Below are 25,547 nucleotides of genomic sequence, written 5' to 3'. Positions count from 1 at the left end.
TCGACATGGGGCACGGCGCCGGCGGCAAGGCGGCGGCGCAGTTGATCGAAGAGCTGTTTTTGGCCGAGCTCGACAACCCGTACTTGCGCCAGGGCGACGACGGCGCCAGCCTGCCCCTGCCCGGCTTTGACCCTGCCGCTGGGCGCTTGGTCATGGCTTGCGATGGCCATGTGGTGTCGCCGATCTTTTTTCCGGGGGGCGATCTGGGCAGCTTGGCGGTGCACGGCACCATCAACGACGTGGCCATGCTGGGCGCGCAGCCGCTGTACCTGAGCGCTTGCTTCATTATCGAAGAAGGCTACCCGCTGGCCGATTTGCAGCGCATCGTGCGCTCCATGGGTGCGGCCGCGCGCGCTGCCGGCGTGCCGGTGGTCTGCGGCGACACCAAGGTGGTGGAGCGCGGCAAGGGCGACGGCGTCTTTATCAGCACCACCGGCGTGGGTGTGGTGCCAGCTGGCGTGTCGATCAGCGGCCGCCAGGCGCGCCCAGGCGACGCGGTGCTGCTCTCGGGCCCCATCGGCGCGCATGGCGTGGCGGTGCTGTCGCAGCGCGAATCGCTGGCTTTTGCCACCAGCGTGCAGAGCGACAGCGCCGCCTTGCACACCCTAGTGGCCGCAGTGCTCGCCGCTGCGCCGGGCGCCGTGCGCGTGCTGCGCGACCCCACCCGCGGCGGCCTGGCCACCACGCTCAACGAGATCGCGCGCCAATCGGGCGTGGGCATGGTGCTCGACGAAGCCGCGATTGCGGTGCTGCCCGAAGTCGATGCCGCGTGCGAGCTGCTCGGGCTCGACCCGCTCTACGTCGCCAACGAAGGCAAGCTGGTGGCCATCTGCGACCCGGCCGCCGCACCGGTGGTGCTGGCCGCCATGCGCGCGCACCCGCTGGCGCGCGAGGCCGCGCAGATCGGCAGCGTGCAGGCCGACGCGCAGCAGTTTGTGCAGATGCGCACCCGGTTTGGCGGGCGCCGCGTCGTCGATTGGCTCAGCGGCGAGCAGTTGCCACGCATCTGCTGAAGGGCTTAAGGGCACGCCTCATTGCCTCACCGGGACTGGGCTTGGGCATTGTGGCGGCTGCCGTACCGCCTATGTTTTGGTATCGGTAGCGGCCAGCGCAGCACCGCGCCGCTGCGGCGCACTCGCTGGCAGCGCCGGCATGCCCCAGGCCAGCAGCAGCCACAGCAGCGTCAGGGCGGTGCAGGCCAAAAACAGGCCGTCGATGCCCCACAGCGCCAGCAGCGCCCCACCGGCCACCCCGCCGACAAAAAACCCAAGCGATTGCAAGGTGTTATAGACCCCGAGCGCGGCCCCGCGCTGGCTTGCGCTGGCCAGGCGCGACACCAAGCTGGGCTGGCTGGCTTCGAGCGTGTTGAAGCCTATGAAAAACAAGAACAGCAGCAGCGCCAGCAGCGCCAGCGGCGGCGCGCCCAGGCTGGCGCTCCACCACAGACCCAACTGCGCCAGCGCGATCAGTCCGATGGCGCCCAGAAACACCGCGCGCAGATAGCCGCGGCGCTCGAGCCTAAACAGCAGCGCGCCCATGACGCCAAACGCCGCCAGCACCGCCAGCAGATAGACCCAGCCGTGCTTGGCCGCCTCGAGCCCGGCTTGCAGCAGCAGCGCCGGCAGCGCCACCCACAGCGCCAGTTGCACCGCGTGCAGCATGAACACGCCCAGGTTCAGGCGCGCCAGCCGGTGGTCGAGCAGCACCGTGCGCAGGCTGGCGCGCGCCGCTGTCGGCAGCCGCGGTGGCTCGGGCGGCACCACCCGCGCCACCACCCACATGCCCAGCACCGCCAGCACAGCCGTGAGTGCAAACAAGCCGCCCAAGCCCACGGCGGCCACCAGCGGCGGTGCCACCACCAGCGACAGGGCAAAAGTGAGCGCGATGCTGATGCCCACCAGCGCCATGGCCTTGGTGCGAACGGCGTCGCGCGTCAGGTCGGCGAGCAGGGCGGTGACGGCGGCCGAGATCGCGCCGGCACCTTGCAGCGCCCGCCCCAGCGTCAGCCACTCCAGCGTCGGCGCCCAAGCCGCCACCAGGCTGCCGATGGCAAACAGCGCCAAGCCGGCTTGGATGATGCGCTTGCGGCCCCAGCGGTCGCTGGCCATGCCCAGGGGGATCTGCAGCAGCGCCTGCGTCAGGCCATAGATGCCCAGCGCCAGCCCGACGCGCAGCGGGTTGTCGCCACCGGGGTAGTGCACGGCCTCGAGCGCAAACACTGGCAGCAGCAGAAACAGCCCCAGCATGCGCAGCGCAAAAATCGCCGCCAGCGCCGCGCTGGCGCGGCGCTCAGGTGCCGTCATGCGGCTCGACAGCTCGGGCGAATCTGCAGGGTCGGCGGTGTCGGCGGGAGCTGAGGCGGTTGGCAAAGGGCTAGGGTATGGGTGTCAGCCGGATTGGAGCGCGCTGCGGTAGGCGCCGCAGCCAATCAGCAAGTCGTCGCTGAGCGGCAGCACAAAAGACGATTTGCCGCGCACGTCGCCGGTCAAGGGGTTGACGATATTGTATTCAACCCAGCCGCCACCCTCTTCGGCTTGGGTCCAGATGTCGCGCATGAAGCGTTCGGCGTCTATGCCCGGCGCATCGTGCACCCGGGTGCCGGTCTTGGCGCGGTTGGCGCCCATGACGCGGTACACCCCGGCGCGGTCGAGCACAAAGATGTAGAGGTCGCGGTCGATGAAAGTGCCGTCTGGACGGTAAAAGTCTTCGCTGGCGCGGGCATAACCCACCTGCTGCACGTGGGCATACGCGCGCTCCACCAGCTGGCGCGCCAAGTCGGCGGTGCCTTGGGTCAGGTGCAGGTGCTGAACCGCTTGCTCGAGGTCGGTGGTGTGCGACTGCAAATCGGCGGCGTGGTGCGCGCTGCGCTCGACCATGGCGGCGTTGTCGTTGGTCACGCTGTCGAGCTGCGTCATGGCTTGCGCCACCTCTTTGAGGGCCGCCGCCTGCTGGTTGCTGGCCACGGCCATGGCGTCGATGCGTTGGGTGATGTCGCGGATGCCGCGCACCAGCTGCTCCATTTCGGCGTTGACGCCGTTGATTTCGGTCACCGAAGTTTGCACGCGGCTGGTGGATTCGGCGATCAGTTGGCGCACCTCGCCGGCTGCGGTCTGGCTGCGCTGGGCCAGCGAGCGCACTTCGGAGGCTACCACGGCAAAACCGCGCCCGGCCTCGCCGGCGCGCGCGGCCTCGACCGCCGCATTGAGCGCCAGGATGTTGGTCTGAAAAGCGATGCTGTCGATCACGCCGATGATCTCGTTCATGCGCTTGGAGGTGTGTTGCAGCGTGCCCATGCCTTTCACGGTCTGGTGCATGAGGCCGCTGGCGTGTTCGGTTTGTTGGTGCAAACTGGAGCTGACGCGGCTGACTTCAAGCACGCCTTCGCTATTGCGGGCGACGGTTTCGGTGGCCTCGCGGATGTTGGCGCTGGCTTGCTCCAGGCTGGCCGCTTGCGACTGGGTGCGGTCCGACAAGCTGCTGGCATCTTTGACCAAGCGCTCGCCCATGTGGTTGAGCACGGCCGCCACGCTGCGCACGTCGGCTACGATCGCCGACAAGGTGTCGAGCATGCGCTTGAACTGCTGCGCCATGTGTGCTATTTCGTCTTGGCCGCCGATTTGCATGCTGCCGGTCAGGTCGCCGCGGGCGGCGCGCTCAGACACGCCGGTGAGCTGGCGCAAGCCGTCGAGCGTGGCCATATACAGCGACGCCATGCCGTAAACCAGCGCCAGCAGCACCAGCACACTGGCCAGCACCAAGCCTGCCAGCTGCCACAGCAGCCGGCTTTGGCGCAGCTCGAGCTGCTCTTGCAGTTGTGCAGTCAGCTGGCGGTTCAAGTCCATTTGTGCCACCAGCAACAGGCCGCCTTGCTCCAGGAGTGGCTGCGCTGGGCCATCAAGTGTCCCGGTGCCTATGCCCGCGCGCACGCGTGCGCTGTAGTCGGTAGCGGCGGCTTGCAGGGTTGGCCAAGCGGCCGGTACGGGCTGCCCGAGGGAGCGCAAGGTAGCCAGGCGCTGTTCGATCTGGCCCAAAACAAGGTTGATGTTTTCAGTCTGTACCCCCAGTCGCATGGCGCGCGCGATCAGCTCGGCGTTTACCCCCTGGGCCTCATGCTGCAGCAGCAGCGCAGCGCCTTCGTGGCGCACATGCGCGCTGGCTTGCAGCAGCGGCAACTGGCGCTGCACCAAGGCATCGACGAGGAAGAACACGGCGCGCTCGCCGTCGAGCAGCAGGGCCGAGATTTCGCCGTTGAGCAAGGCAAAATCGTGCAAGCGCTCCATTGCGCTTTGGTGTGCGCTGTACCAGTCGCTGGCACTGCGCGCGGTGGGCGTGAGGTTGATCAGAGTTTGGATATCGTCGCGCAGCGGCTGCCACTTTTGTATTAGATCGGCAGCGCCATGGCGTTGCACCTGCTGCTCCAATGCCTGCAATGCGGGGCGCAGTTGCGTGCGCGCGGCATCGAGCGCGGCCGTGGCAGGCGCATGGCCGGCCAGCAGCAGATACCCCTGACCTTGCTGTTCGAGCAAGGGCCGCGCCAACCCCATCAGGCTTTGTTGCAGTTCCAGCCCTTGCAGTTGGCGTTGCGTGTAGCTGCGCTCGCCCCAGAGGTTGTAAATGATGAATGCCCCCGCTAGCGCGAGCGGCACCAGCAGCACCGCGGCCATCACCAGCAGCTTAAAGCCCATGGGCAGGCGCTGCATCACCCACACACCGGGACGCAGCACAGACGGAAAACGCAGGAGAGCAGACATAAAGCGAGGCCTGATCAAAATAGACTGATCGCTATTTGATCACAAAACCCTAGATTCGGGCGCTGGTATCAAATGACTTCGGGTTTGTCCGCAGTGCGCGCTGGTTTTTGGGGTGCCCGAGCCCGATCCGAAGCCCGTCTTTAGGCCAGCGCAGCGCGCATCTGCGCGATCACGGCGGCATAGTCGCGCTGGCCAAAAATGGCGCTGCCGGCGACAAAGGTGTCGGCGCCGGCGTCGGCCACGCGGCGGATGTTGCTGGCCTTGATGCCGCCATCGACCTCGAGCCGGATGTCGCGCCCGCTGGCCTCGATGCGCCGGCGCGCCAGCTCGACCTTGCGCAGCGCCGAATCAATGAAGCCTTGGCCGCCAAAGCCGGGGTTGACGCTCATGATCAAAATCAGATCCAGGTCGTCGATCACCCAGTCGAGCACGTCCAGCGGCGTGGCCGGGTTGAACACCAGCCCGGCCTTGCAGCCGCGCGCCTTGATGGCTTGCACGCTGCGGTGCACGTGGGTGCTGGCGTCGGGGTGGAAGCTGACCAGATCGGCCCCGGCGTCGATGAAGGCGCCGGCCAGCGCATCCACCGGTTGCACCATCAGGTGCACATCGATCGGCACCGGGGTGCCGTCGGGCTTTTGCGCGTGGGGCTTGAGCGCCTGGCAGACCATGGGGCCAAAGGTCAGGTTTGGCACGTAGTGGTTGTCCATGACGTCGAAGTGGATCCAGTCGGCGCCAGCGGCGATGACGCTGCGCACCTCCTCGCCCAAGCGGGCAAAGTCGGCCGACAAAATGGAAGGGGCGATGCGGTAGGTGCTCATGGCTGGGGCGGCGGCTGGTGGGAGGGCGAGGTGGGTAGGGCGAGCTGGGCAGGACGAAAGCAGCGCAATGTCAAACTGAAATGGCGTAAACGTTTTATTGTCGCACGAGCCTGCTCGGCCTGCTGGCGTGCATGGATTTGTGCCACCACTTGGCCACAGATCGGTGCATGAAGGCACAATCAGGGCATGTCACGCTATCAATTCACTTGCGAAGTCGAGCCCGAGTACGTGCCGGAGCAATCCGACCCGGCCGCGCCGCTGTACCTGTTTGCCTACACCGTGACCATCCGCAACAGCGGCGAGGTGGCGGCGCAGCTGGTGGCGCGCCACTGGGAGATCGAGGACGCGCGCGGCCAGACCCAGACCGTCGATGGCTTGGGCGTGGTCGGGCAGCAGCCGCTGCTGCAACCCGGCGCGGCCTTTCGCTACAGCAGCAGCGTGCCGCTGCGCACGCCCATGGGGCTGATGAGCGGGCACTTCTTTTGTGTCGCGGTCGATGGCCAGCGCTTCGAGGTTCCGGTGGCGGCCTTTGTGCTGCGCGCCGAGGGCGTGGCCGGCTCGTCGTCGCTCCACTGAAGTTTGCAAGGCTGAGGGGGACGCATGGCGCTGGGCGAATTCGAGCTGATCCGGCGCTATTTTCAGCACCCCTTGGCGCAGCCCGGCGCGCACGCTGGGGTGCGGCTGGGCAATGGCGACGACTGCGCGCTGCTGCAGCCTAGCCCGGGCCAGGTGTTGGCGGTCTCGACCGACATGCTGGTGGCGGGGCGGCATTTCTTCCCCGATGTGGCGCCGCGCGCGCTTGGCCACAAGGCGCTGGCGGTGAACCTGAGCGACCTGGCGGCCATGGGCGCGCGGCCGCTGGCTTTTGCGCTGGCGCTGGCGCTGCCCAAAATCGACGAACCGTGGGTGCAGGAGTTTGCCGCCGGCCTGCTGGCTTTGGCCGACGCGCACGGCTGCGCGCTGGTGGGAGGCGACACCTGCGCTGGGCCGCTCAACGTGTGCATCACGGTGTTTGGCGAACTGCCACCGGGGCTGGCGCTGCGCCGCAACGCCGCTTTGGCGGGCGACGACCTGTACGTGAGCGGCAGTTTGGGCCAAGCGCGGCTGGCGCTGGAGGCTTTGCGCGGGCGTTGGCGCCTGCCCGAGGCGGCGCTGGCGCGTTGCCGCCAGCGGCTGGAGTGGCCCGAGCCCCGGCTGGCGCTCGGGCAGGGCTTGCGCGGGTTGGCGCACGCCGCGATCGACTTGAGCGATGGCCTGCTGGCCGACCTCGGGCATGTGCTGCGTGCCTCGGGAGTGGCGGCGCAGCTCGATGTGCCCGCCCTGCTGGCCAGCCCCGCCGTGGGCCCCGACGTGCGCGCGCTCGCTTTGGTGCAGCCCGCGCTGGCGCTCACCTGCTTGCTGGCTGGGGGCGACGACTACGAGCTGCTGTGCACCGCGCCGGTGGCGGCGCGCCCGGCGCTGGAGCGCCTCGGGCGCGAGCTCGGGCTGGAGTTGAGCCGCATCGGCCGCATCGTGGCGGCCAGCGACGCGGGGCCGCAGTGCAGCTTGGTGGATGCGCGCCTGCAGCCCTACGCGCTGCCGCCCGGGGTCGAGCTCCAGGGTTTCGATCACTTTGCTTGAGCGGCGGGACTTGGCTGTGCCTGTGCTTGGCCCTCGCCCAGCGCGCTCAAGCGGCCAGGCGGCCAGGCGGCCAGGCGGCCAAGCCGCAAGGGGGCTGCCATATTCGGAGACTGCGGCGTGTTGTGCCCAGCGACGCAGACTGGTGCCGCTGACGGTGCCACAATGGCGCCATGAGCCCGAGCACAGCCCGCCCCCAAGCCGCCCCTGCCCCGGATGAGGAGGAAACCCGGCCGCCGCGCGCTTCGGCTTCGGTGCTGTTGCTGCGCGAGGGTTGCGATGGGCTGCAGGTGCTGCTGCTGCGCCGCCACTCCGGCACCGAGGTCTTGGGCGGCTACTACGTGTTTCCGGGCGGCAAGCTCGATGCGGCCGATTGCACGCCCGACTGGCTGCCGGTGCTCGACCAGCCCGAGGCCGATTTTGCCCACCAGCTCAACGAGCCGCACACGCCCAGCGCACAGGCACGCGGGCTGCATCTGGCGGCGCTGCGCGAGCTGCACGAGGAGGCCGGGGTGCTGCTGGCGGCGCCTGCGGAAAGGGCACGCTCCCTGGGGTGCTGGCCACCCCTGGATTTGCAGAAGCGCCTTGAACCAGGCCTGCCTTGGCCCGAGGCGCTGCACGCGCACGGCTTGCAGGCCCACACGGCGGCCTTGCGCCCGTGGTCGCGTTGGATCACGCCGCGCAGCCCGGTGGTGGGCACGGCGCGCTTTGACACCCGGTTTTTCCTCGCCCTGCTGCCACCGGGGCAGCAGGCGCAGCCCGATCAGCGCGAGGCGGTGGAGGCCCTCTGGCTGGCCCCGCGCGAGGCCCTGCAGCGCCACTGGGCACACGAGCTGGAGCTGATCGCGCCGCAGCTGATGGCGCTGGCCGAGCTGGCGCGCTTCGACAGCGCGGCGGCGGCGTGGCAGCAGGCACTGGCGCGGCGCGCCCCGTGCATCGAGCCCGCCCCCTTTGCCGAAGGCGCGCTGCGCGGCCTGTGCTACCCCGGCGACCCCTGCCACCCGCAGCCCGAGCGCCTGCTGCCGGGCCCCACCAGGCTGCGCGTGCTGGGCCGGCGCTTTGAGCCGGTGGATGGCTTTGAGGGCTGGTTTGCATGAATCCCGAGCCCCATTCTCCGGAGCCTGTGGCGCAACCCGCCCCGCCCAGCCCACCCCCGCACCCCGCACAGCCCACCACGGTGTCCGAGGCTGCCATCGAGCCTCTGCGCCCGCCGGGGCTGCGTTTCATGTTGGCGCATCCGGCGCACGCGCTGGCGCTGGGCTTTGGTGCCGGTCTGAGCCCGCGTGCGCCCGGCACCGTCGGCACCTTGCTGGCGTGGGCGCTGTTCGTGTGGGTCAGTCTGCTGTGGCAGCCGCCCGCTTGGGCCTGGGGGCTGATGATTGCGGCCGCGCTGCTGCTGGGCTGGTGGGCCACGGCCATCACGCTGCGCCAAAGCGGTGCCAACGATCCGGGCTACATCGTGATCGACGAGATCGTGGCCTTTTGGCTGGTGCTGTGGCTGATCGCGCCGGCTGGCTGGCTGGGGCAGTTGCTGGCGTTTGCGCTGTTTCGATTTTTTGACGCCGTCAAGCCCGAACCGGTGGCTTGGGCCGACCGCGCCTTTAAGGGCCGCGGCTGGGGCGGGGCTTGGGGGGTGATGTTCGACGATCTGGTGGCGGCTTTTTGCACGCTGCTGGTGTTGGCTTTGTGGCGGTTTTTGTTTTTTTGATGCCGGTTGAGTTTGAGGGGGACGCATGAACACGCTGGAGCCGCAACTGATTGACGTGTGCCAACAATTGGGGGCGGCGCTGCGCGCGCGCGGCTGGCGCATGGCCAGTGCCGAGAGCTGCACCGGCGGCCTGATCGCGGCCACCTGCACGGGCCTGAGTGGCGCCAGCGATTGGTTTGAATGCGGTTTTGTCTGCTATTCCAATGCCGCCAAGAGCGCGCACTTGGGCGTGAGCCCAGCGCTGATCGAGCAGCACGGCGCTGTGAGCGAGCCGGTGGTGCGCGCCCTGGCCGAAGGGGCGTTGTGGCACTCGCTGGCGCAGGTGAGCGTGGCGGTGAGCGGCATCGCTGGGCCGTTGGGCGGCAGCGCTGGCAAGCCGGTAGGCACGGTGTGTTTGGGCTGGGCCACCCCGGCTGGGGTGCGCAGCCAGACGCTGCACTTCGAGGGCGATCGCGCGGCGGTGCGTGCGGCGGCGGTGCGCTGTGCGCTGCAGGGGTTGTTGGAGCAGGTTGCCGGTGGTTGATTTCTGCGGCGGAGGCGGTGGATTGGGGTGGTAGGGCTTGGCTGGCTGCGGCGGGGCGCTGCGGCCGGCGGGGGCATTATTTGCTCAGGCGCCGTGGCACTTCTTGAATTTTTTGCCGCTGCCGCAGTGGCAGGGGTCGTTGCGGCCGGGTTGTTCGGTTTTGCGCTGTGGCGACACGCGCGGGCCTAGGGTGAGCGCGATTTCGCGCAGGTCGTAGGCGGCCCACAGGGCGGCGCCGTAGGCGTCCATGCGCTGCTGGCTGACGCTGGGCGGGGCGTTGTCGTCGAGGGGGCTCAGGGTGGGTGGGTCGAGGTCGTCGCCGCTGAGGGCTTCGATGCAGTCCAGCGCTTCCTCCATCCACTCGGCCAGTTCGCGGTCGCGCGGTGGCTGCCATTCTTCGGGCCAGGTCTGCACCACGGCCATGAAGCCCATGGCCCACAGCTGCGCGAAGGCGGGGATGTGTTGCTCTTCGCCGAGGTCGGCGCAGAATTCGGCGCGTTCTTCGGGGCTGAGTGATTGCACGACGGCGCGCAGGTCGATCAGCTCGGGCGCGTAGGCGAGTGGGTCGTCGAGGGCATCGACGGGCGCATCCAGCGCAGCCTGCACCTGCTCCCAGCGGCGCTGCCACAGCTGCAGGAAACGCTGGTGCTGCGCCGGGCTCTGGAACAGCTTTGGCCCGAAGTAGCCGCTGTCGGGGTCGGCCAGCACGGCGGGCAAGTACTCGTCGGCTTCGATGCGGCGACGGCAGCACAGCAGCCCGGCCATGTAGCCCTCTAGGAATTCCCACGAGGGCCCGCCGTCGTTGCACTGGCTGAGGTGCATCAAAATCTCGTCGAGTTCGTCGAGATCTTGTGGGCTGAGATCGGTTTGGGTGTCGCTGTTGGTATCGCTGGCGTGGGCTGGGGCCCAATCTGTGGCTGGCTGGCCGTCGGCGGCTGCGGCATCCGGCGCGTTTGCGGCTGGCGCAAGGGGGGCTTCGGTGGGGCGGAGGGTGTTCATGGGGGGCCGGGTGGCTTGGGCTTGTAGGCAACCAGTGTAGCCGCTGGGCTCGTTTATCGGCCCATTCTGCCTCGCCCCTTTGCGCCCCAACATTCCCGCCTTTGCGCCGCATGCACCCAAACCGAACCGAGGGTGCGCCCAATCGAGCCTCTGGCTTCAGTCGCGCATCAGCGCCTCGATGGCGTCTGGCGCTACGGGCACGGCGCGCGTGATCAGCTCGCAGCCGTGTTCGGTGACCACGGCATCGTCCTCGATGCGTATGCCGATATTCCAAAACGCTGGCGGCACGTCGTCGGCGGGGCGCACGTACAGGCCCGGTTCGAGCGTGAGCACCATGCCGGGGCGCAGGATGCGGCTGGGGCGGTCTTTGATGGTTTCGCCGCTGAGCGGGTCGGTGCGCTCGCTGACCTGGCCGATCTCGCCCGGTTCGACGTAGCGGCCCACGTCGTGCACGTCGAGCCCGAGCCAGTGGCCGGTGCGGTGCATGTAAAAACGAAAGTAGTGGCGCTGCTCGATCACGTCGTCGAGCGTGCCCACTTTGGTGCCATCGAGCAGGCCCAGATCCAGCATGCCTTGCGCCAGCACGCGCACGCTGGCCTGGTGCGGGTCGGTGAAGCGCTGCCCGGGCCGGGTGGCGGCGACGGCGGCTTCTTGCGCCGCCAGCACCAGTTGGTAGGCGTCGCGCTGCGGCCCGCTGAAGCGGCCGTTGGCGGGGAAGGTGCGGGTGATGTCGCTGGCGTAGCCGTCGAGCTCGCAGCCGGCGTCGATCAGCACCAGCTCGCCGGGGCGCACCGGCGCGGCGTCGGCGCGGTAGTGCAGCACGCAGGCGTTGGCGCCGGCGGCGACGATGCTGCCGTAGGCCGGGCCTTGGGCGCCGTGGCGGCGAAATTCGTGCAGCAGTTCGGCCTCGAGGTGGTATTCGCGCAGCGCCCGGCCGCCACGCAGCCAGCGGGCGCATTGCTGCATGGCGCGCACGTGGGCGCCGGCGCTGATCTGCGCGGCGCGGCGCATGAGTTCGAGTTCGTGCGCGTCTTTGAACAGGCGCATCTCGTCGAGCAAGGCGCACAGGTCGCGCTGGGTGTCGGGGCACAGGGCGCCGTAGCGCGCGCGCGCACGCACTTTGTGCAGCCAGCCGTCGATGCGGCCTTCGAGGCCGGGGTGGGTGGCGAAGGGGTAGCACAGGCTGCTGCGGTTTTCGAGCAGCGCGGGCAGGCGGGCGTCGAGCTCGTCGATCGAGTGGGCGGCGCTGACGCCGAGCGCGGCCGGGGCCGCTTCGGGCCCTAGGCGGTAGCCGTCCCAGATCTCGCGCTGCAGGTCTTTGGGCTGGCAAAACAGGGTGCTGTGGCCGTGCTCGTCGAGCAGCAGCCAGGCGTTGGGCTCGGTGAAGCCGGTGAGGTAGTAAAAATAGCTGTCGAAGCGGTAGGGGTGCTCGTTGTCGCGGTTGCGCTTGCGCTCGGGCGCGGTGGGGATGAGGGCGATGCCGCCGGGGCCCAGCTGGGCCGCCAAGCGAGCGCGGCGCGCGGCATAGGCGCCAACGTGGGCGACTGGGGCGTAGGCCGGGGTGGATGCTGCGGGGGCAGCCGGGTCAGCATCGGGGCTGGTAGCGGGGTTGTCAACGGGATCGATGGCTTGGGGGTGGGTGGCGTTCATGTGCGGGGTTGTGCTTCGAGGGCGGCCAGGCGCTCCGGGGTGCCGACGTCGGCCCAGGGGTCGAGGTACAGCTCGGCGCTCACCAGGCCATTGTCCATGGCCCGGCGCAACAGCGGTGCCAGGGCGGCACGAATGCCCTGCGGGTTGCCGGATTCGATGGCGAGCCAAGGCGGGGCAAAGAGCGCGCGCCGGTACAGCGCCAGCCCGCTGAAGGTGTGGCGCGCCCCGGGGTGCGTGGGTGGCAGGTTGAGCGCCAGCGGGTGGCTGCAAGGGTCGGGGTTGGGCCCGAGGCCGAAGTCGCCGCCCGGGTGCTGCGGCGGGTTGGGCACCAGCCACAGGTGCGCCAGCCGGCCGCTGGCGGCAAAGCGCTGCAAGGCCGCGGGGTCGAAGGCAAAGCGGGGCGCGTAGGCGTCGGCGGCCACGGCCCAGAAGCAGTCGGCCAGCGCGGGCAGCGCGCGCGCGATGCCGCCGGCGGTTTCGAGCGCGCCGCCAAAGTCGCGCCCTTCGTGCGAATAGCTCAGGGCTAGTCCAGCGCCCGGATCGGGCGCTTGGGGGTGGCCGGCGCTTTGGGCCGCAGCAGGCAGATCTGCTGTGGCCAAAGCGGGTGCGGGGCAACGCCAGACCTGGCCCAAGCGCTGCGGCAGCTGCTCGCCCAACCAGGCGGTGTTGATGACGGCGTGGCGCACGCCAGCGCGCGCCAGCGCGTCCAGGTGCCAGGCGATCAGCGGCTGGCCGTGCAGGGCCAGCAGCGGCTTGGGGGTGCGGTCGGTGAGTGGGCGCATGCGCTCGCCGCGGCCAGCGGCCAGCAGCAGCGCGGTGGCTGGCGCGGGCGCAATGGGGGCGGGCTGCGGTATCGTCATTGGGGCTCTGGTTGAAAGAACTCAAAGCGGTTGCGGCCTGCATTTTTGGCGCGGTACATGGCTTGGTCGGCCTCTTGCAGCATCTGCTCGACACTGCCGTTGTCGGCGCGCAGCCGCGTGACGCCCATGCTGGCCCCCACCTGCAGCCGCAGGCCGTTGATCTGCATCGGCTCTTGCAGCGTTTGCAGCACGCGCTCGAGCGGCAGCGGCCCGTGGTTTTCGCGAAACAGCAGCACGAATTCGTCGCCGCCCAAACGAGCCACGGTTTCGTCGGCGCGCACCACCTGGCGCAGCCGCAGCGCCACCTCGGCCAGCAGCTTGTCGCCCACCGCATGGCCGTGCACGTCGTTGACCGGCTTGAAGCCATCGAGGTCGAGCATGGCCAGCGCCAGACCGCTGCCGTTGCGCTGGCTGTAAGCGATGGCCTGCTGCAGCCGGTCGCGCAGCAAGCGCCGGTTGGGCAGGCCGGTGAGCATGTCGTGGTTGGCCAGGTGGTCGAGCTGCTGCTCGTGCGCCTTCAGGCCAGAAATGTCAGAAAAAACGGCCAGATAGTGCGTGATTTCGCCCGCCGCGTTGCGGATGCACGACGCCGCCAACCATTGCGCATACAACTCGCTCGAGCGGCGCCGGTTCCAGACCTCGCCTTGCCAGCGCCCGACCTGCGCCAGCGTGTCGAGCATGCGGGCAAAAAATTGCGGTTCGTGCTGGCCAGAGCCGAGCAATTTGGGCGAACGGCCTAGCACCTCTTCAGGTGGATAGCCGGTGATGGCGGAAAAAGCGGGGTTGACCTTGACCAGGCGGCGGCGCGCATCGGTGACAAAAATACCGCTTTCGCTGGCATCAAACACCCTATCAGCAAGGCGCAGCCATTCTTGATCGCTGTGGGTGCGCGTGACATCGTGGGCGTAGCCGTGCCACAGCAGGCTGCTGTCGGGTTGGCGGTGCGGCTGCGCGGTGACTTCGATCCAGCGCAAGCCGCGCTCGGGGTGCGGCAGCCTGAAGGTGGTGTGCAGGGTCTCGAGCTGGCGTTCGGATTCGGCCATGTCACGCAGCAGCTGCACCCGGTCGCGGGTGCGCAAGCGTGCCATCAAATGGGCGATGTCGGTTTGCAGCTGATCGCGCGCCAGGCCGCACACGGCCTCGACACGCTGGCTCAGGTAGTGGCAGTGGGGACGGCCGTCGGCGTCGTGGCGGTAGGTGAACAGCACCCCGGGAACGTTCGCCGCCAGGTCGCTCAGTTGGCGCACCAGGGTTGCGCGCTCGGCTTGGGCGCGTTCGCGTTCGGCGATTTCTTGCTGCATTTGCGCGCTGGCGGCCTGCAGTTGCTGGTGATCGTGCGCCAGTTGGGCGCGGGCCTGTTCGAGCTCGGTGGTGCGCGCGAGCAGTGCGCGGTGCGGCGCCCGGACGGTTTCTGCAAACAGGGCCTGATAGAGAAAGCCGTAGGCCAGCAGCATGAAGGCGTAGCCGCTGATCAAGTAAGGGTCGGTCGAGCCGGTGCCGTGCAACAGCAGGGCACTGTTGGCCAGCAGCGCCAGCGTCGCGCCCAGAAAGCCGCTGGCATTGAACCGGCGGGGTTGGCGCAGCAAGCTGAGCAGGCGCAAGGCACCCAGCACCAGCAGGACGAGCAGCAGCCCAAGCACCCAGCGCTGGTGCATCGCTGGGCCGATGGCATCGGCGCCTTGCTCTAAAAACGCAGGCCAGCGCAACCCGGTGCCAAAGAGCAGCACCAAGCCCAACATCGCCACCGAGCTCGCCAAAGCCAGCATCGCGGCATGCCAGCGCGCTTTGCGCGAGGGCGGGCGCGCGGACCAAGGCTGCCAAACTGCATAAATTATGGCCAGCGCAGCCACTAGGCGCGAGGCCAGCGAAAAATCCAAGGCGTATAGGTTGGCGGAGTCGTAACCGGGCACCGTGGCGGTGAGCAACAAGTGCAACCCGTCGAGCAGCGCCACGCCCAAAAAGGCGCTGGCCAACAGCTGGGCGCCGCGTGGTGCGCTGCCCGCCGGTGCCGACCAGACAATGGCAAAGATCAAGGCAGCCAAACACACCGCGACCATGTCGAGGGTCAGTCTGAACTTGAGATCGAACTGCGGCCAATCGGCAAACTGCGGCAGAGGCAGCCAAAACAAGGCAAGGCATGCAGCACCCAACAGCACCAGCGCACGCAAGGCGGCGCGCGTTTCGGAGCGGTGAGAGGGGTGAATGGTCGGCATGATTTCAAAATACTACAGAAATGGACCAGATTTTTTGAGTTTTTTGCTGCTTTTATTAGCATTTTACTGCTCAAAGTTGGTTTTTTTATAATGTTTTAGTGCGATTCGGGGGCTTTTGGGTGGCTTGGGTTGTGGCGGCGGCCACGGGCGTGGGGGTGCGCGCAGGCGGCTTTTAGGGGCACGGCTGCAGCGCGTTGGGCGGCCAGATGGCCTTGGCTTCGAGCTGGCGGCGCTCGGCGGCGCTGATGGGGTTGAGCACCAGCGTGTGCACGATCGATTCGGGCCGTTCTTGCAGCACGCGGGCGTCGGTGACGCCGCGCGCGCGCAGTTGCGCCAAGGCGCGTTCGGCGCCCTCGCGTGCGCTGAAGGTGCCCAGCGCCAGTCCGGGCGCCAGTGGCGCGGCCAGGCTGCGGTGCTCGATCTGGGCCAGTGTCAATTCGGCCCGGCGCTGCTGCAAGGCGCGCTCGTTTGCCAGCGGTCCGACATAAACCAGCCAGCGCGGCGCGATGCGCACCTCGTTCAAGCTCCAGCGGCCTTGCAGGTCGGCGCGTTCGCTCAGGGCGGCGCGAATCAGCGCCGCCTGCCCGCTGCTCAAGCGCCTGACTTGCCAGCAAGCGTTGCCCGCGGTCGGCACCGTGGTGGCGGGAGCCGGAGGAGGCGGCGGAGCAGGGGCCGGGGTAGGGGTAGGAGGGGCAAGAACGGGTGCTGGCGCTGGTTCGGGCGCGGGCGCGAGTGCGGTTTCTACGCCGGGCAGTATCAAGGTCTCGGTGGGCTCGGCGGTGGCTTGTGCAACAGCAGCTGGAGCAAGCAAGGGCTCGGGCAAGGGCTCTGGCGCGGGTGCGGGTGCGGCCGCGGTCAGCGCGGCCGCGGGCACAGAGGCATTGAGCACGCGCAGCGCCTGCGGCTCCACCTGCTGCGCCAGCCGCTCGGGTTCGCGCGCTTGGTGCGGGGTCAGCCCGAGCGGCGCCAGATGGCCTTGGCCATAGGCCCAGAGCAACAGGTTGCCCAGCAGCAGCCACAGGGCCAGGGCTCTCAGCACGGGCGCACGCTCACTTCGTGTTGCCAGACCGCGCTGCGCTCGCTGGCCGTGGCCAGCCACAGCGCTCCGTCGGCGCGTACGCCGTCGGCCACGCCTTCGCGGCCGTCGGAGAGGCGCACCGGGCGCCCCATCAAGGCATCGCGGGCGGCGTAACGCGGCACCAGGTGGGCAAAACCCTGGGCCTCAAAATCCAGCGCGTGGCGCAGCAGCGGCGGCGCCACGCGGCGCAGCCAGTGGCCCACGCCCTTGGGGGCGTCGGGCATCAAATCGAGCAAGCCCGCAGCGGGCAGGGCCGGCATGCCGGGGCCAAGCACCGCATCGGGCGGAAGCGCCGGCGCCACCAGGTTCAGGCCCACGCCGATCACCGCGTAGCGCTGCACGCCCAAGGACACGGTCTCGACCAGCACACCGCCGAGCTTGCGGCCTTGCCAGCACAGGTCGTTGGGCCACTTGATCTGCACCTGCGGGTGCAGCGCCTCGGCCAGCGCCACCCCCACCGCCAGCGACAGGCCCGACCATTCGGCGGGCTGCAGCGGCAAGCCGAGCGAGAAGGTGAGCGCCGCGCCGGGCTGACCGAGCCATTGGCGCCCCTGGCGGCCCCGGCCCGCGCTTTGCTCGGCCGCCACCAGCAGCAGCGGGTGCAGCGCGCCGTCGCGGGCGCGGCGCATGAGCTCGGAGTTGGTGGAGTCGATGCGCGGCAGCACCTCGACCGCAAAGCCCGGACACAGCGGCACCACGTCTTGCCACACCGATTCGGCGGCGGCGTGCAGATCGGCCAGAAGGCGGGCGTCGGTCATGGGAGCAAGGGCGCGGGCGGGTCGTGAAGGGCGGGCTGAGCGAGATGAACGGGCAGGTGAGCGGGCAGGAGATCGGTCGGCGGCGCAAGATTTGGGCGCTTCATGGAAAAGGGCCAAAATTTTGCTAAGGTTAACTCATGCATGGGCGCGCGTGCGCGCATGAGAACGGATTGTAGAGATGATGACCACGAGCAACAGCCACAAAACCCTGGTAATCGCCGAAAAACCCTCGGTCGCACAAGACTTGGTGCGCGCCCTGACGCCGCTGGCGGGCAAGTTCGACAAGCACGACGAGCACTACGAGAACGAGCGCTACCTTGTCACCTCGGCGGTGGGGCACTTGGTGGAGATCGCCGCCCCCGAGACCCACGAGGTCAAGCGCGGCAAGTGGAGCTTTGCCCACCTGCCGGTGATCCCGCCGCAGTTCGACTTGCGGCCGATCGAAAAAACCAAGTCGCGCCTCAACGCCGTGGTCAAGCTGGCCAAGCGCAAAGACGTGACGGCGCTGATCAACGCCTGCGACGCCGGGCGCGAGGGCGAGCTGATCTTCAGGCTGATCGAGCAGTACGCTGGCGGCGCCAAGGGGCTGGGCAAGCCGGTGCAGCGGCTGTGGTTGCAGTCGATGACGCCGCAGGCCATCCGCGACGGCTTTGGCGCCTTGCGCAGCGACGCGCAGATGCGCCCGCTGGCCGACGCCGCGCGCAGCCGCTCCGAGGCCGACTGGCTGGTGGGCATCAACGGCACCCGCGCCCTGACCGCCTTCAACAGCCGCGACGGCGGTTTTTTCCTCACCACCGTGGGCCGGGTGCAGACGCCGACGCTGGCGGTGGTGGTCGAGCGCGAAGAAAAAATCCGCGCCTTCAAGAGCCGCGACTACTGGGAGCTGCACGCCAGCTTTGATGCCCAAGCCGGCAGCTACCCCGGCAAGTGGTTTGACCCGGGCTTCAAAAAACCCGCTGGCGACGCCGCCGACCCCGAGCTCAAGGCCGACCGCCTCTGGAACGCCGCCGCCGCCGAGGCCATCGCCGCCGCCGTGCGCGGCCAGCCGGCGCAAGTGAGCGAAGAATCCAAGCCCAGCACCCAGGCCTGCGGGCTGCTCTACGACCTCACCAGCTTGCAGCGCGAGGCCAACGGGCGCTTTGGCTTCAGCGCCAAAACCACGCTGGCGCTGGCGCAGAGCCTGTACGAACGGCACAAGGCCCTGACCTACCCGCGCACCGACAGCCGCGCCCTGCCCGAAGACTACCTGAGCACGGTGCAGCAAACCGTGGCCATGCTCGCCGCCAGCCACCTGTCGCACCTGGCGCCGCACGCGCGCACCGCACTCGACCAGGGCTACATCCGGCCCAGCAAGCGCGTGTTCGACAACAGCAAGGTGAGCGACCACTTTGCCATCATCCCCACCCTGCAGGCGCCCAGCGGCCTGAGCGAAGCCGAGCAAAAACTCTACGACCTGGTGGCGCGGCGCTTTCTGGCGGTGTTCTTCCCGCCAGCCGAGTTCCAGCTCACGACCCGCATCAGCACCGTGCATCTGGCGGCGGCCAGCCACGCCTTCAAGACCGAGGGCAAGGTGCTGCTCAAGCCGGGCTGGATGGCGGTCTATGGCAAAGAGGCCGCGGACGAGGCCGATGGCGCCCAAGCCGGCGACAAGGGCCAGCGCCTGGTGCCGGTGCAGCCCGGCGAAACGGTGCAGACCGCCGAGGCCGCGGTCAAGGCGCTGCAAACCCGGCCCCCGGCGCGCTACAACGAAGCCACCCTGCTCGGGGCCATGGAAGGCGCAGGCAAGCTGCTCGACGACGAGGAGCTGCGCAGTGCCATGGCCGACAAGGGGCTGGGCACCCCGGCCACGCGCGCCGCCATCATCGAGGGCCTGCTGAGCGAAAACTACCTGCTGCGCGAGGGCCGCGAGATCATTCCCACCGCCAAGGCGTTCCAGCTCATGACGCTGCTGCGCGGCCTGCAGGTGCAAGAGCTGTGCAAGCCCGAGCTCACCGGCCAATGGGAGCACAAGCTGGCGCTGATGGAGCGCGGGCAGCTGAGCCGCGCCGACTTTATGCGCCAGATCGCCGAACTGACCGAGCGCATGGTGCGCCAGGCCAAAGAGTACGACCGCGACAGCGTGCCCGGCGACTACGCCACCCTGCGCACCCTCTGCCCCAACTGCGGCGGCGTGGTGCGCGAAAACTACCGCCGCTACGCCTGCACCGGGCCCGGCGCGGCCGAGGGCGCGACCGAAGCCGCTGCCGAGTCCGGCCAGGGCTGCGGTTTTTCTTTTGGCAAGTCGCCCGCCGGGCGCACCTTTGAGCTGGCCGAGGCCGAAGCCCTGTTGCGCGACCGGCGCATCGGGCCGCTGCAGGGCTTTCGCTCCAAGGCCGGTTGGCCCTTCGTCGCCGAGTTGGCGCTGGCCTTCGACGCCGAGGGGCAAAACTGGAAGTTGGAATTCGACTTTGGCGACGACAAAAAGGCCGAAGGTAGCGGCGAGCTGGCCGACTTCAGCGCCGCCGAGCCGCTCGGGCCCTGCCCCAAGTGCGCCAGCCCGGTCTATGCCCACGGCAGCCAGTACGTGTGCAGCCACGCCGTGCCCAGCACGCTGCAGGCCGAGCCGAACTGCGACTTCAAGAGCGGGGCCGTGATCTTGCAGCAGGTGATCGAGCCGGCGCAGATGAGCAAGCTGCTGCACAGCGGCAAGACCGATTTGTTGCAGCGCTTCGTCTCGAACAAAACCCGGCGCGCCTTCAAAGCCTATCTGGTGTGGGACGCGGCCGCGGGCAAGGTGGGCTTCGAGTTCGAGCCCCGCCCTGCCGGCAAAACAGCGGCGCGCAAGCCAGCGGCGGCCAAGCCCACCCCAGCAGCCAAGGCCGAACCGGGGACGGCGGCCGTGCCTGCCAAGGCGGCTGCGGCGGCCAAAGGCACCCGTGCGGTCAAGCCCGCCGCTGCGCGCAAAACAACGGTGCGCAAGTCGGCGGTGCGCAACAGCACAGGCTCAGCAAACTGAAAAAAGCGGTCGGGTTTTAGGCCGCCTTTCATCGAAGCTCAATATACTCGGTGCAGTTGTTGCACCGCAGCGTGCAACGCCTGAAACAGCATGGGCCGCTGGAGGCCACGCAGCGGCCACAAACTGGAGTTTACGCTTTGGATCTCGCTACCCTCATCGGACTCATCGGCGCGATGGCCATCGTTATGGCCGCCATCATTTTGGGCGCCGACCCCGGCGGCTTTCTCGATCCGGCTTCGGTGCTGATTGTGATCGGTGGCAGCGTGTTCGTGGTGCTGTCCAAGTTTAGCCTGCAGCAGTTTTTGGGGCCTTCAAGGTTGCCGTCAAGGCTTTCAAGTTCAAGCTGCCCGCCACCGACGCCCTGATCGAAGAGATTCTCGAAGTCTCGCGCATCGCGCGCAAAGACGGTTTTTTGGCGCTCGACGGCCACGACACCGAGGTCACGTTTTTCAAAATGGGCATCCAGATGATGGTCGATGGCCACGCGCCCGAGGTCGTGCGCTCCAAGCTGGAAAAAGAGCGCCTGCTGACGCTGGACCGGCACCGCTGGGGTGCCAAGGTGTTCTCGGCCATGGGCGACGTGGCCCCGGCCATGGGCATGATCAGGCACCCTGATCGGCCTCGTGCAGATGCTGGCCAACATGGAAGACCCGGCCTCGATCGGCCCGGCGATGGCGGTGGCTTTGCTGACCACGCTCTACGGCGCCATTTTGGCGACCATGATTTTTCTGCCACTGGCCGACAAGCTCAACCTGCGCATGACCGAAGAGGCGCGCATGAACGCGATGCTGATCGACGCCGTCACCGCCATACAAAGCGGCAGCAACCCGCGCGTGGTCGAGCAGCTCGTGAACAGCTACCTGCCGCCCAAGCAGCGCAAGGCCGAGGACTGAGCCGTGGCCATGGAGGAACCCGAAGAGGAAAAGCGCTCCATGCCGGCTTGGGTCATGACCTTTGCCGACCTGATGTCGCTGCTGATGTGCTTTTTTGTGCTGCTGCTCTCCTTTGCCGAGATCGACGCCACCAAATTCAAGCAGATCGCCGAATCGCTGGAGCAAGCCTTTGGCGTGCAGCGCGAGGTGCCGGCAATGGAGATCCCCATGGGCACGAGCCCGGTGTTCGACCATTTCTCGCCGGGCCGCCCCGAGCCCACGCTGCTCGACGAGGTGCGCCAGCAAACCCAGCAAGATGACCCGCGCCTCAAAACCCACACCGCCCAGGTGTTGGCGCAGCTCGAGCAAGCCACGCAGCAGCAAGTTGCACGCACGGCACAGCAGCTGGCGCAAGCGCTGGAGCAAGAAATACAGGCCGGAAAGCTGCAGCTGTTGCAGGAAGAAAACCGGCTCATCATCCGCATCGAGGAGCGCGGCTCCTTTGGTTCCGGCTCGTCGCAGTTGTCAGGTGAGTTTCAGGGCATTTTGGGCGATATTGGCGATTCGCTGGCGCAAGTGCCGGGCCGGATTTCGATCGAGGGCCACACCGACAACATCCCGATGCGCTCGGCGCGCTATGCCTCGAACTGGGATCTGTCGGCGGCGCGCGCGGCCTCGGTGGCCAACGCCTTGCTGGCCAAGGGCGCGGTGGCGATGGATCGCCTGCGCATCAGTGGGTTGGCCGAAACGCGGCCGGTGCAGGACAACCTCACGCCCGAAAACCGGGCACAGAACCGGCGCGTCGAGATCGTGGTCGATCTGGAGCAGCCCATTGCCCAGTACCAAGCCAAGGTGCTGAGTTTGCTCGAGCAGGGGCGCGCCGAGGAGGCGTTCCAGGTCGGCTGGCAGTAGGCTGGCAGAGAGCGGGGCCGGCAGCGCTTGGGCCGCTGGTTGCGGCCGGTTTAGCGCCCTTGCGAGTCGGCAAACACGGTTTGGCTCTTTTGCACCCGCATCAGGCGCGTGAGCTCGTCGCCAAAGTGGCGCACCAGCAGCTTGAACCCGGCATATTGCACCGGGTCGAGGTCGTCGCCGGCGGCACCACCGTCGGCCCACAACACGCCGACCGAGCGCTGGTTCACGTGCACCGCCCCCCACAGCGCGCCGCTGTCGAGCAGCTCGGGGCGCAGCTTTTCGGGCAGCAGGGCGCGCAGCCCGGCCACGCGGCCGCGTTCGGCCATGTAAAAGCCGTTGGGCTGTGAAAATACCTTGGCGATCAGGTTGTGCCCATCCAGCGCCAGGCTGTAGCGGCGCGGCTCGATCTCGGAGCCAAAACCGCGCGCCAGAAAACACACCAGTTTGTCGCCCTGCGCCATCTTCAAAAACAGCGCGTAGCGCTCCAAACCCAAGCCGTCGGCCAGGCTGAGCTTGAAGGCGCGAAAGAAAGTGCTCAGGTCGGCGTGGCGGCCGCTGCGGCAGTCTTCTACGAACAGGTCGATCAGGTTGCGGGCGCGGCTGCCGGGCTCGATGGAGCTGGGGTGCTGGAGCGGGGGCTTTGGGTGTGGCTCGGGCGCTGGGGCTGGGCTGGGGGCTTTGAGGTGAGCCGGCTGTGGCACGCGAGCCGTTGGCTCAAGTGGCGCGGGCTTGCGCACGGACTCGGCCGCTGGAGCGGCGGCGCGCACGCGGCGCTGGCGGGGTTTGGGTGGCCACAGCAGACGCGCGGCCGGGGCGGCGCAAAAGGCCCACAAATGCGGTTCCTGGCTGGCTTGCACGGCGGCGCGCCGGGTCGCGTACAGCACCTGGTCGAGCTTAAGGTGGCGGTGCGCCGAGAGCGCCTTAAACAGGAGGGTGCTGCGTCGGCTGTACCAGTCGTGCATGAGCTCGTGCGCCAGCATTTGCAGCAGCGAAGGCAGGGTGCTGGGCCGGTGCAGCCAGCGCCCGATTTCGGGCAGGATTTCAGGCGGGTTGGTGCCCATCCAAGCCAGCCGGGCAGCGCGGCCGAGCAGCGCTGGCTCTACCGCATGCAGCAAGGTCGCGCTGTCGGCCTGAAACAGACCCAGATCCACGGCTACGGCGGCGCTGAGCTGCGTCAGCGTGCAGCCCAGCAGCTCCTGCTCGACCCGTGCCGGGCGTTCGTTGTCCTGCACCCGCTGCGCCAAGGTGTCGGCCAAGGCGGGCGCCGCCACTGCCAGCAGCCACTCGGCCACGTTTTGTGCCTGCACCGCGCCCATGCGCGCCAAGCCGGTGTTGCCCGGCTCGATCTGGGCAAACTGCAGTGCCAAATGCCCAGCTAGGCGGCTGGTTTGCAACGCTTCGGCCAAGCGCAGATGGCCCGGTTTGTCCAGCTGCAAGCGCTGCTGGCCCAGGGTGTCGATCAGCTTGTAGAGGCGCGTGAGGCCCAGTATGCCCACAGCGTGAGCCAGGTCGCTGACGCGCTGGCCCTTGGGCATTGCACTCTGCGCATGGCGCATCACCGCCAAGCCCAGCGGCAGGTCGCGGTTCAGGGCCTCGAGCAAGCGCGGACTGGGCAAGTCTGGGTCCTGCAGCGCCTTGAGCACCTCGGGCGGGCTGACCAAGGGCAGCTGCACCGCCGCTAGGCGTTTGCGCCAGGCGGACAATCCCAGCGGGGCTGCAGGGGCGGGTGGGGTGTGTGGGCTGCTCATCTTGGGGCGGCATTGGGCTGCCGGCTACTGTAAGCCATTGTGCGCCCGGTTTATGATGCGTCGCGACCTACAACCTGTTTTTTGGAGATGCGCATGAGCCTCAAGCTGTATTTTTCGCCCGGAGCCTGTTCTTTCGTGGCACACGCCGCGCTCGAGTTGGCTGGCGCCACCTTCGAGCCGGTGTTGCTCAAGCTGCACCGCGGCGAGCAGCGCAGCCCCGAGTTTCTGGCCCTCAACCCGCACGGTCAGGTGCCGGTGTTGGTCGATGGCTCCGACGCCATCAGCCAGATCGTGGCCATCGTGTTGCACCTGGACCAGCGCTTTCCCCAGGCGCAACTGTTGCCGCCTGCGGGCTTGGCGCGCACCCGGGCGTTGGAAAAGCTGCTGTGGATGAACAACACCGTGCACCCGACCTTTGGGCGCTTTTTTGCCCCCCAAAAGTTCAGCGACGACGCCGCCTGCCAGGCTTTGATCAAGGCGCACGCGCCGGCGCAGTACCGCCGGGAATTGGCCGACATCGAGCAGTGGGTGGCGCACAAAGCCACGCCGTGGCTCGGCGGTGAGCAGCCCGGCGCGCTCGACGCCTATGCGCTCACGCTGCTGCGCTGGGGCGGGCTGGCGGGGATCGACCCGCAAAGCCTGCCCGCCACTTGGGCGCTGGTGCAAGACTTTGCTGCCCTGCCGGCGGTGGCGCGGGTGATCGAGCGCGAGCGCCTGACGCTCAATCTGTATCAGTCTCAGTCGTAACGGCGGGCGTCCTCGATCACCTTGCCGTCGTTGGGCAGGGTGCCGGGGGCCAGCAGCTCGACTTGGCCGCGCAGCTTGGTGACTTCACGCAGGCTGTGCGCCAACGCCTCGGCCAAGTCTGCAGATGCGGCAGCAAAGTCCGGCCGCAGCTCGGCGCGCAGCAGCATCAGGTCGTCGGCCATCTGGCCGCTGACCACCAAGCGCCCTTTGTGCAGCTCGGGGTGGCGGCGTAGCACCTCGGCCACTTGCCCCGGGTGCACGAACATGCCCTTGATCTTGGTGGTCTGGTCGGCGCGGCCCAGCCAGCCTTTGATGCGCACGTTGCTGCGTCCGCTGGGGCACGGACCGGGAAGAATAGCCGACAGGTCGCCGGTGCCAAAGCGCAGCAGCGGGTAGTCGGGGTTGAACACCGTGACCACCACCTCGCCTACCTCGCCATCGGGCACGGGTTCGGCGGTGCCCGGGCGCACGATCTCGAGCAGCACCTGCTCGTCGAGCACCAGGCCTTGGCGCGCAGCCGTTTCGTAGGCGATCACGCCAGCGTCGGCGGTGGCGTAGCACTGGTAGGCGGCAATGCCGCGTTCTTGCAACCAGTCTCGCAGCGACGGCGGAAAGGCCTCGCCCGAGACCAAGGCTTTGCTGATCGACAGCTTTTGCCCGGCTTGCTCGGCTTTTTCAACCAAGATGCGCAAAAAACTCGGGGTGCCGGTGTAGGCGCTGGGGCGCAGGTCGGCAAGCGCTACCAGTTGCTGCTCGGTGTTGCCCACGCCACCCGGGATCACGGCGCAGCCCAGCGCCTGGGCGCCGCTTTCCATCATCCAAGCGCCGGGTGTGAGGTGGTAGCTAAAGCAGTTGTGCACCAGCTCACCGGGCTCGAAGCCCGCCGCCACCAGCGCCCGCGCCACGCGCCAGTAGTCGGGCGCCAAGCCTTCGGGTTCGTAGATCGGGCCGGGCGACTGATAGACGCGCCGCGCGGTGGCCGCTTGGCGCAGGCCCAGCCAGCCGATGGTGGAAAAACCGCCGAAGGGGTCGCCACCGGCGGCCCGGCTGGCTTGCTGGCGCGCCAGCAGCTCGCTCTTGCGCAGCAGCGGCAGTTGCGCCAAGGCGCTGCGGCTGCAAATCGCCTCGGGGCTGACGCCGGCCAGCAAATCAGCATAAGCCGCGCTGTGGGTCTGCGCATGGCGCACGTGCGCCGGCAAAGCCGCCAGCAAAGCGGCCTCGCGCTCGGCTGGGGCGCGGGTTTCCAAGGCGTCGTAGTGTGCAGGCATGGCGGCAGGGCTTTCTGTGTCGTTTTGATC

At 68.3% G+C, this 25,547-nt stretch carries 20 protein-coding genes and 2 pseudogenes; 11 read left to right on the top strand and 11 right to left on the bottom strand.

Annotation, left to right across the window (positions count from 1 at the left end):
* The first annotated feature begins 5 nt into the window (after nt 1-5).
* Nucleotides 6-1,013 (top strand): hydrogenase expression/formation protein HypE, encoded by a 1,008-nt coding sequence (hypE, locus tag ACVMK0_RS10365; protein ID WP_082027470.1) that lies wholly within the window; start codon nt 6-8, stop codon nt 1,011-1,013.
* A gap of 69 nt (nt 1,014-1,082) precedes the next feature.
* Here the strand turns inward: hypE and ACVMK0_RS10360 are convergent, their stop codons facing one another.
* The 3 genes and pseudogenes from ACVMK0_RS10360 to rpe form a co-directional block, all read right to left on the bottom strand.
* A complete protein-coding gene (locus ACVMK0_RS10360; protein ID WP_476464685.1) occupies nt 1,083-2,303 on the bottom strand; it encodes an MFS transporter in 1,221 nt (406 codons plus the stop codon).
* Between the two features lie 84 nt (nt 2,304-2,387).
* A pseudogene (locus ACVMK0_RS10355) lies at nt 2,388-3,632 on the bottom strand (methyl-accepting chemotaxis protein); the annotation flags it as partial.
* Between the two features lie 1,259 nt (nt 3,633-4,891).
* Entirely contained in the window at nt 4,892-5,569 is a 678-nt protein-coding gene (rpe, locus tag ACVMK0_RS10350) for a ribulose-phosphate 3-epimerase (protein ID WP_476463748.1), read from the bottom strand.
* 186 nt (nt 5,570-5,755) lie between these two features.
* Here rpe and apaG point away from each other — a divergent pair, with 186 nt between their 5' ends.
* The 5 genes from apaG (at nt 5,756) to ACVMK0_RS10325 (ending at nt 9,417) form a co-directional block, all read left to right on the top strand.
* A complete protein-coding gene (apaG, locus tag ACVMK0_RS10345) occupies nt 5,756-6,145 on the top strand; it encodes a Co2+/Mg2+ efflux protein ApaG (RefSeq protein WP_045536841.1) in 390 nt (129 codons plus the stop codon).
* A gap of 24 nt (nt 6,146-6,169) precedes the next feature.
* A complete protein-coding gene (gene thiL / locus ACVMK0_RS10340; protein WP_476463747.1) occupies nt 6,170-7,189 on the top strand; it encodes a thiamine-phosphate kinase in 1,020 nt (339 codons plus the stop codon).
* Between the two features lie 170 nt (nt 7,190-7,359).
* Complete coding sequence (locus tag ACVMK0_RS10335) at nt 7,360-8,283, top strand: NUDIX hydrolase (protein ID WP_476463746.1); 924 nt, start codon at nt 7,360-7,362, stop codon at nt 8,281-8,283.
* 128 nt (nt 8,284-8,411) lie between these two features.
* The gene (locus ACVMK0_RS10330; RefSeq protein ID WP_045538035.1) at nt 8,412-8,894 is read left to right on the top strand and encodes a phosphatidylglycerophosphatase A family protein; all 483 of its coding nucleotides are present in this window, start codon (nt 8,412-8,414) and stop codon (nt 8,892-8,894) included.
* A gap of 25 nt (nt 8,895-8,919) precedes the next feature.
* Nucleotides 8,920-9,417 (top strand): CinA family protein, encoded by a 498-nt coding sequence (locus ACVMK0_RS10325; RefSeq protein WP_045536834.1) that lies wholly within the window; start codon nt 8,920-8,922, stop codon nt 9,415-9,417.
* Between the two features lie 84 nt (nt 9,418-9,501).
* On the opposite strand, the gene ACVMK0_RS10320 is transcribed toward ACVMK0_RS10325, so the two are convergent.
* The 6 genes from ACVMK0_RS10320 to ACVMK0_RS10295 all read right to left on the bottom strand — a co-directional run bounded on the left by ACVMK0_RS10320 (nt 9,502) and on the right by ACVMK0_RS10295 (nt 16,975).
* Nucleotides 9,502-10,416, bottom strand: a complete 915-nt coding sequence (locus tag ACVMK0_RS10320; RefSeq protein WP_476463745.1) for a UPF0149 family protein — start codon at nt 10,414-10,416, stop codon at nt 9,502-9,504.
* Nucleotides 10,417-10,572: 156 nt separating this feature from the next.
* Entirely contained in the window at nt 10,573-12,066 is a 1,494-nt protein-coding gene (locus ACVMK0_RS10315) for an aminopeptidase P N-terminal domain-containing protein (RefSeq protein ID WP_476463744.1), read from the bottom strand.
* Nucleotides 12,063-12,926, bottom strand: a complete 864-nt coding sequence (locus ACVMK0_RS10310) for a nucleotidyltransferase family protein (RefSeq protein ID WP_476463743.1) — start codon at nt 12,924-12,926, stop codon at nt 12,063-12,065. The genes ACVMK0_RS10315 and ACVMK0_RS10310 overlap by 4 nt, the downstream gene beginning before the upstream one ends.
* A complete protein-coding gene (locus tag ACVMK0_RS10305; RefSeq protein WP_476463742.1) occupies nt 12,923-15,139 on the bottom strand; it encodes a diguanylate cyclase domain-containing protein in 2,217 nt (738 codons plus the stop codon). The genes ACVMK0_RS10310 and ACVMK0_RS10305 overlap by 4 nt, the downstream gene beginning before the upstream one ends.
* A gap of 172 nt (nt 15,140-15,311) precedes the next feature.
* Nucleotides 15,312-16,178, bottom strand: coding sequence for a hypothetical protein (locus ACVMK0_RS10300; RefSeq protein ID WP_476463741.1), 867 nt, complete (start codon nt 16,176-16,178; stop codon nt 15,312-15,314).
* Nucleotides 16,172-16,975, bottom strand: coding sequence for a biotin--[acetyl-CoA-carboxylase] ligase (locus ACVMK0_RS10295; protein ID WP_476463740.1), 804 nt, complete (start codon nt 16,973-16,975; stop codon nt 16,172-16,174). The genes ACVMK0_RS10300 and ACVMK0_RS10295 overlap by 7 nt, the downstream gene beginning before the upstream one ends.
* A 178-nt stretch (nt 16,976-17,153) precedes the next feature.
* On the opposite strand from ACVMK0_RS10295, the gene ACVMK0_RS10290 reads away from it, so the two are divergent.
* The 4 genes and pseudogenes from ACVMK0_RS10290 (at nt 17,154) to ACVMK0_RS10275 (ending at nt 21,754) form a co-directional block, all read left to right on the top strand.
* Entirely contained in the window at nt 17,154-19,970 is a 2,817-nt protein-coding gene (locus ACVMK0_RS10290; protein WP_476463739.1) for a DNA topoisomerase III, read from the top strand.
* 454 nt (nt 19,971-20,424) lie between these two features.
* Nucleotides 20,425-20,514 (top strand): annotated as a pseudogene (locus ACVMK0_RS10285) (hypothetical protein); the annotation flags it as partial.
* Between the two features lie 85 nt (nt 20,515-20,599).
* Entirely contained in the window at nt 20,600-20,863 is a 264-nt protein-coding gene (locus ACVMK0_RS10280) for a MotA/TolQ/ExbB proton channel family protein (protein WP_197539302.1), read from the top strand.
* 9 nt (nt 20,864-20,872) lie between these two features.
* The gene (locus ACVMK0_RS10275) at nt 20,873-21,754 is read left to right on the top strand and encodes a MotB family protein (protein WP_045536827.1); all 882 of its coding nucleotides are present in this window, start codon (nt 20,873-20,875) and stop codon (nt 21,752-21,754) included.
* 50 nt (nt 21,755-21,804) lie between these two features.
* Here ACVMK0_RS10275 and ACVMK0_RS10270 read toward each other — a convergent pair whose 3' ends face one another.
* A complete protein-coding gene (locus ACVMK0_RS10270; protein WP_476463738.1) occupies nt 21,805-23,502 on the bottom strand; it encodes an HDOD domain-containing protein in 1,698 nt (565 codons plus the stop codon).
* A 93-nt stretch (nt 23,503-23,595) separates the two neighbouring features.
* On the opposite strand from ACVMK0_RS10270, the gene ACVMK0_RS10265 reads away from it, so the two are divergent.
* On the top strand, nt 23,596-24,249 hold the full coding sequence (locus tag ACVMK0_RS10265; RefSeq protein WP_476463737.1) for a glutathione S-transferase family protein: 654 nt from the start codon (nt 23,596-23,598) through the stop codon (nt 24,247-24,249).
* Here the strand turns inward: ACVMK0_RS10265 and ACVMK0_RS10260 are convergent.
* A complete protein-coding gene (locus ACVMK0_RS10260) occupies nt 24,240-25,517 on the bottom strand; it encodes a phenylacetate--CoA ligase family protein (RefSeq protein ID WP_476463736.1) in 1,278 nt (425 codons plus the stop codon). The two genes, ACVMK0_RS10265 and ACVMK0_RS10260, sit on opposite strands and share 10 nt — an antisense overlap.
* Nucleotides 25,518-25,547: the final 30 nt, after the last annotated feature.

The sequence above is a fragment of the Serpentinimonas sp. SSL01 genome, assembly GCF_056323735.1.
Note: the sequence above shows the minus strand (reverse complement) of the source record. Positions and strands in the feature narration are given on the sequence as shown.

Bases quoted from the DNA above. Each gene is read 5' to 3' on its own strand.
- ACVMK0_RS10335 (WP_476463746.1), top strand. From the start codon at position 7,360: ATGAGCCCGAGCACAGCCCGCCCCCAAGCCGCCCCTGCCCCGGATGAG.
- ACVMK0_RS10290 (WP_476463739.1), top strand. From the start codon at position 17,154: ATGATGACCACGAGCAACAGCCACAAAACCCTGGTAATCGCCGAAAAA.
- ACVMK0_RS10320 (WP_476463745.1), bottom strand. From the start codon at position 10,416: ATGAACACCCTCCGCCCCACCGAAGCCCCCCTTGCGCCAGCCGCAAAC.
- ACVMK0_RS10280 (WP_197539302.1), top strand. From the start codon at position 20,600: ATGCTGGCCAACATGGAAGACCCGGCCTCGATCGGCCCGGCGATGGCG.
- apaG (WP_045536841.1), top strand. From the start codon at position 5,756: ATGTCACGCTATCAATTCACTTGCGAAGTCGAGCCCGAGTACGTGCCG.
- ACVMK0_RS10275 (WP_045536827.1), top strand. From the start codon at position 20,873: ATGGAGGAACCCGAAGAGGAAAAGCGCTCCATGCCGGCTTGGGTCATG.
- rpe (WP_476463748.1), bottom strand. From the start codon at position 5,569: ATGAGCACCTACCGCATCGCCCCTTCCATTTTGTCGGCCGACTTTGCC.
- thiL (WP_476463747.1), top strand. From the start codon at position 6,170: ATGGCGCTGGGCGAATTCGAGCTGATCCGGCGCTATTTTCAGCACCCC.
- ACVMK0_RS10310 (WP_476463743.1), bottom strand. From the start codon at position 12,926: ATGACGATACCGCAGCCCGCCCCCATTGCGCCCGCGCCAGCCACCGCG.
- ACVMK0_RS10260 (WP_476463736.1), bottom strand. From the start codon at position 25,517: ATGCCTGCACACTACGACGCCTTGGAAACCCGCGCCCCAGCCGAGCGC.
- ACVMK0_RS10360 (WP_476464685.1), bottom strand. From the start codon at position 2,303: ATGACGGCACCTGAGCGCCGCGCCAGCGCGGCGCTGGCGGCGATTTTT.
- ACVMK0_RS10270 (WP_476463738.1), bottom strand. From the start codon at position 23,502: ATGAGCAGCCCACACACCCCACCCGCCCCTGCAGCCCCGCTGGGATTG.
- hypE (WP_082027470.1), top strand. From the start codon at position 6: ATGGGGCACGGCGCCGGCGGCAAGGCGGCGGCGCAGTTGATCGAAGAG.
- ACVMK0_RS10325 (WP_045536834.1), top strand. From the start codon at position 8,920: ATGAACACGCTGGAGCCGCAACTGATTGACGTGTGCCAACAATTGGGG.
- ACVMK0_RS10265 (WP_476463737.1), top strand. From the start codon at position 23,596: ATGAGCCTCAAGCTGTATTTTTCGCCCGGAGCCTGTTCTTTCGTGGCA.
- ACVMK0_RS10305 (WP_476463742.1), bottom strand. From the start codon at position 15,139: ATGCCGACCATTCACCCCTCTCACCGCTCCGAAACGCGCGCCGCCTTG.
- ACVMK0_RS10295 (WP_476463740.1), bottom strand. From the start codon at position 16,975: ATGACCGACGCCCGCCTTCTGGCCGATCTGCACGCCGCCGCCGAATCG.
- ACVMK0_RS10315 (WP_476463744.1), bottom strand. From the start codon at position 12,066: ATGAACGCCACCCACCCCCAAGCCATCGATCCCGTTGACAACCCCGCT.
- ACVMK0_RS10330 (WP_045538035.1), top strand. From the start codon at position 8,412: ATGTTGGCGCATCCGGCGCACGCGCTGGCGCTGGGCTTTGGTGCCGGT.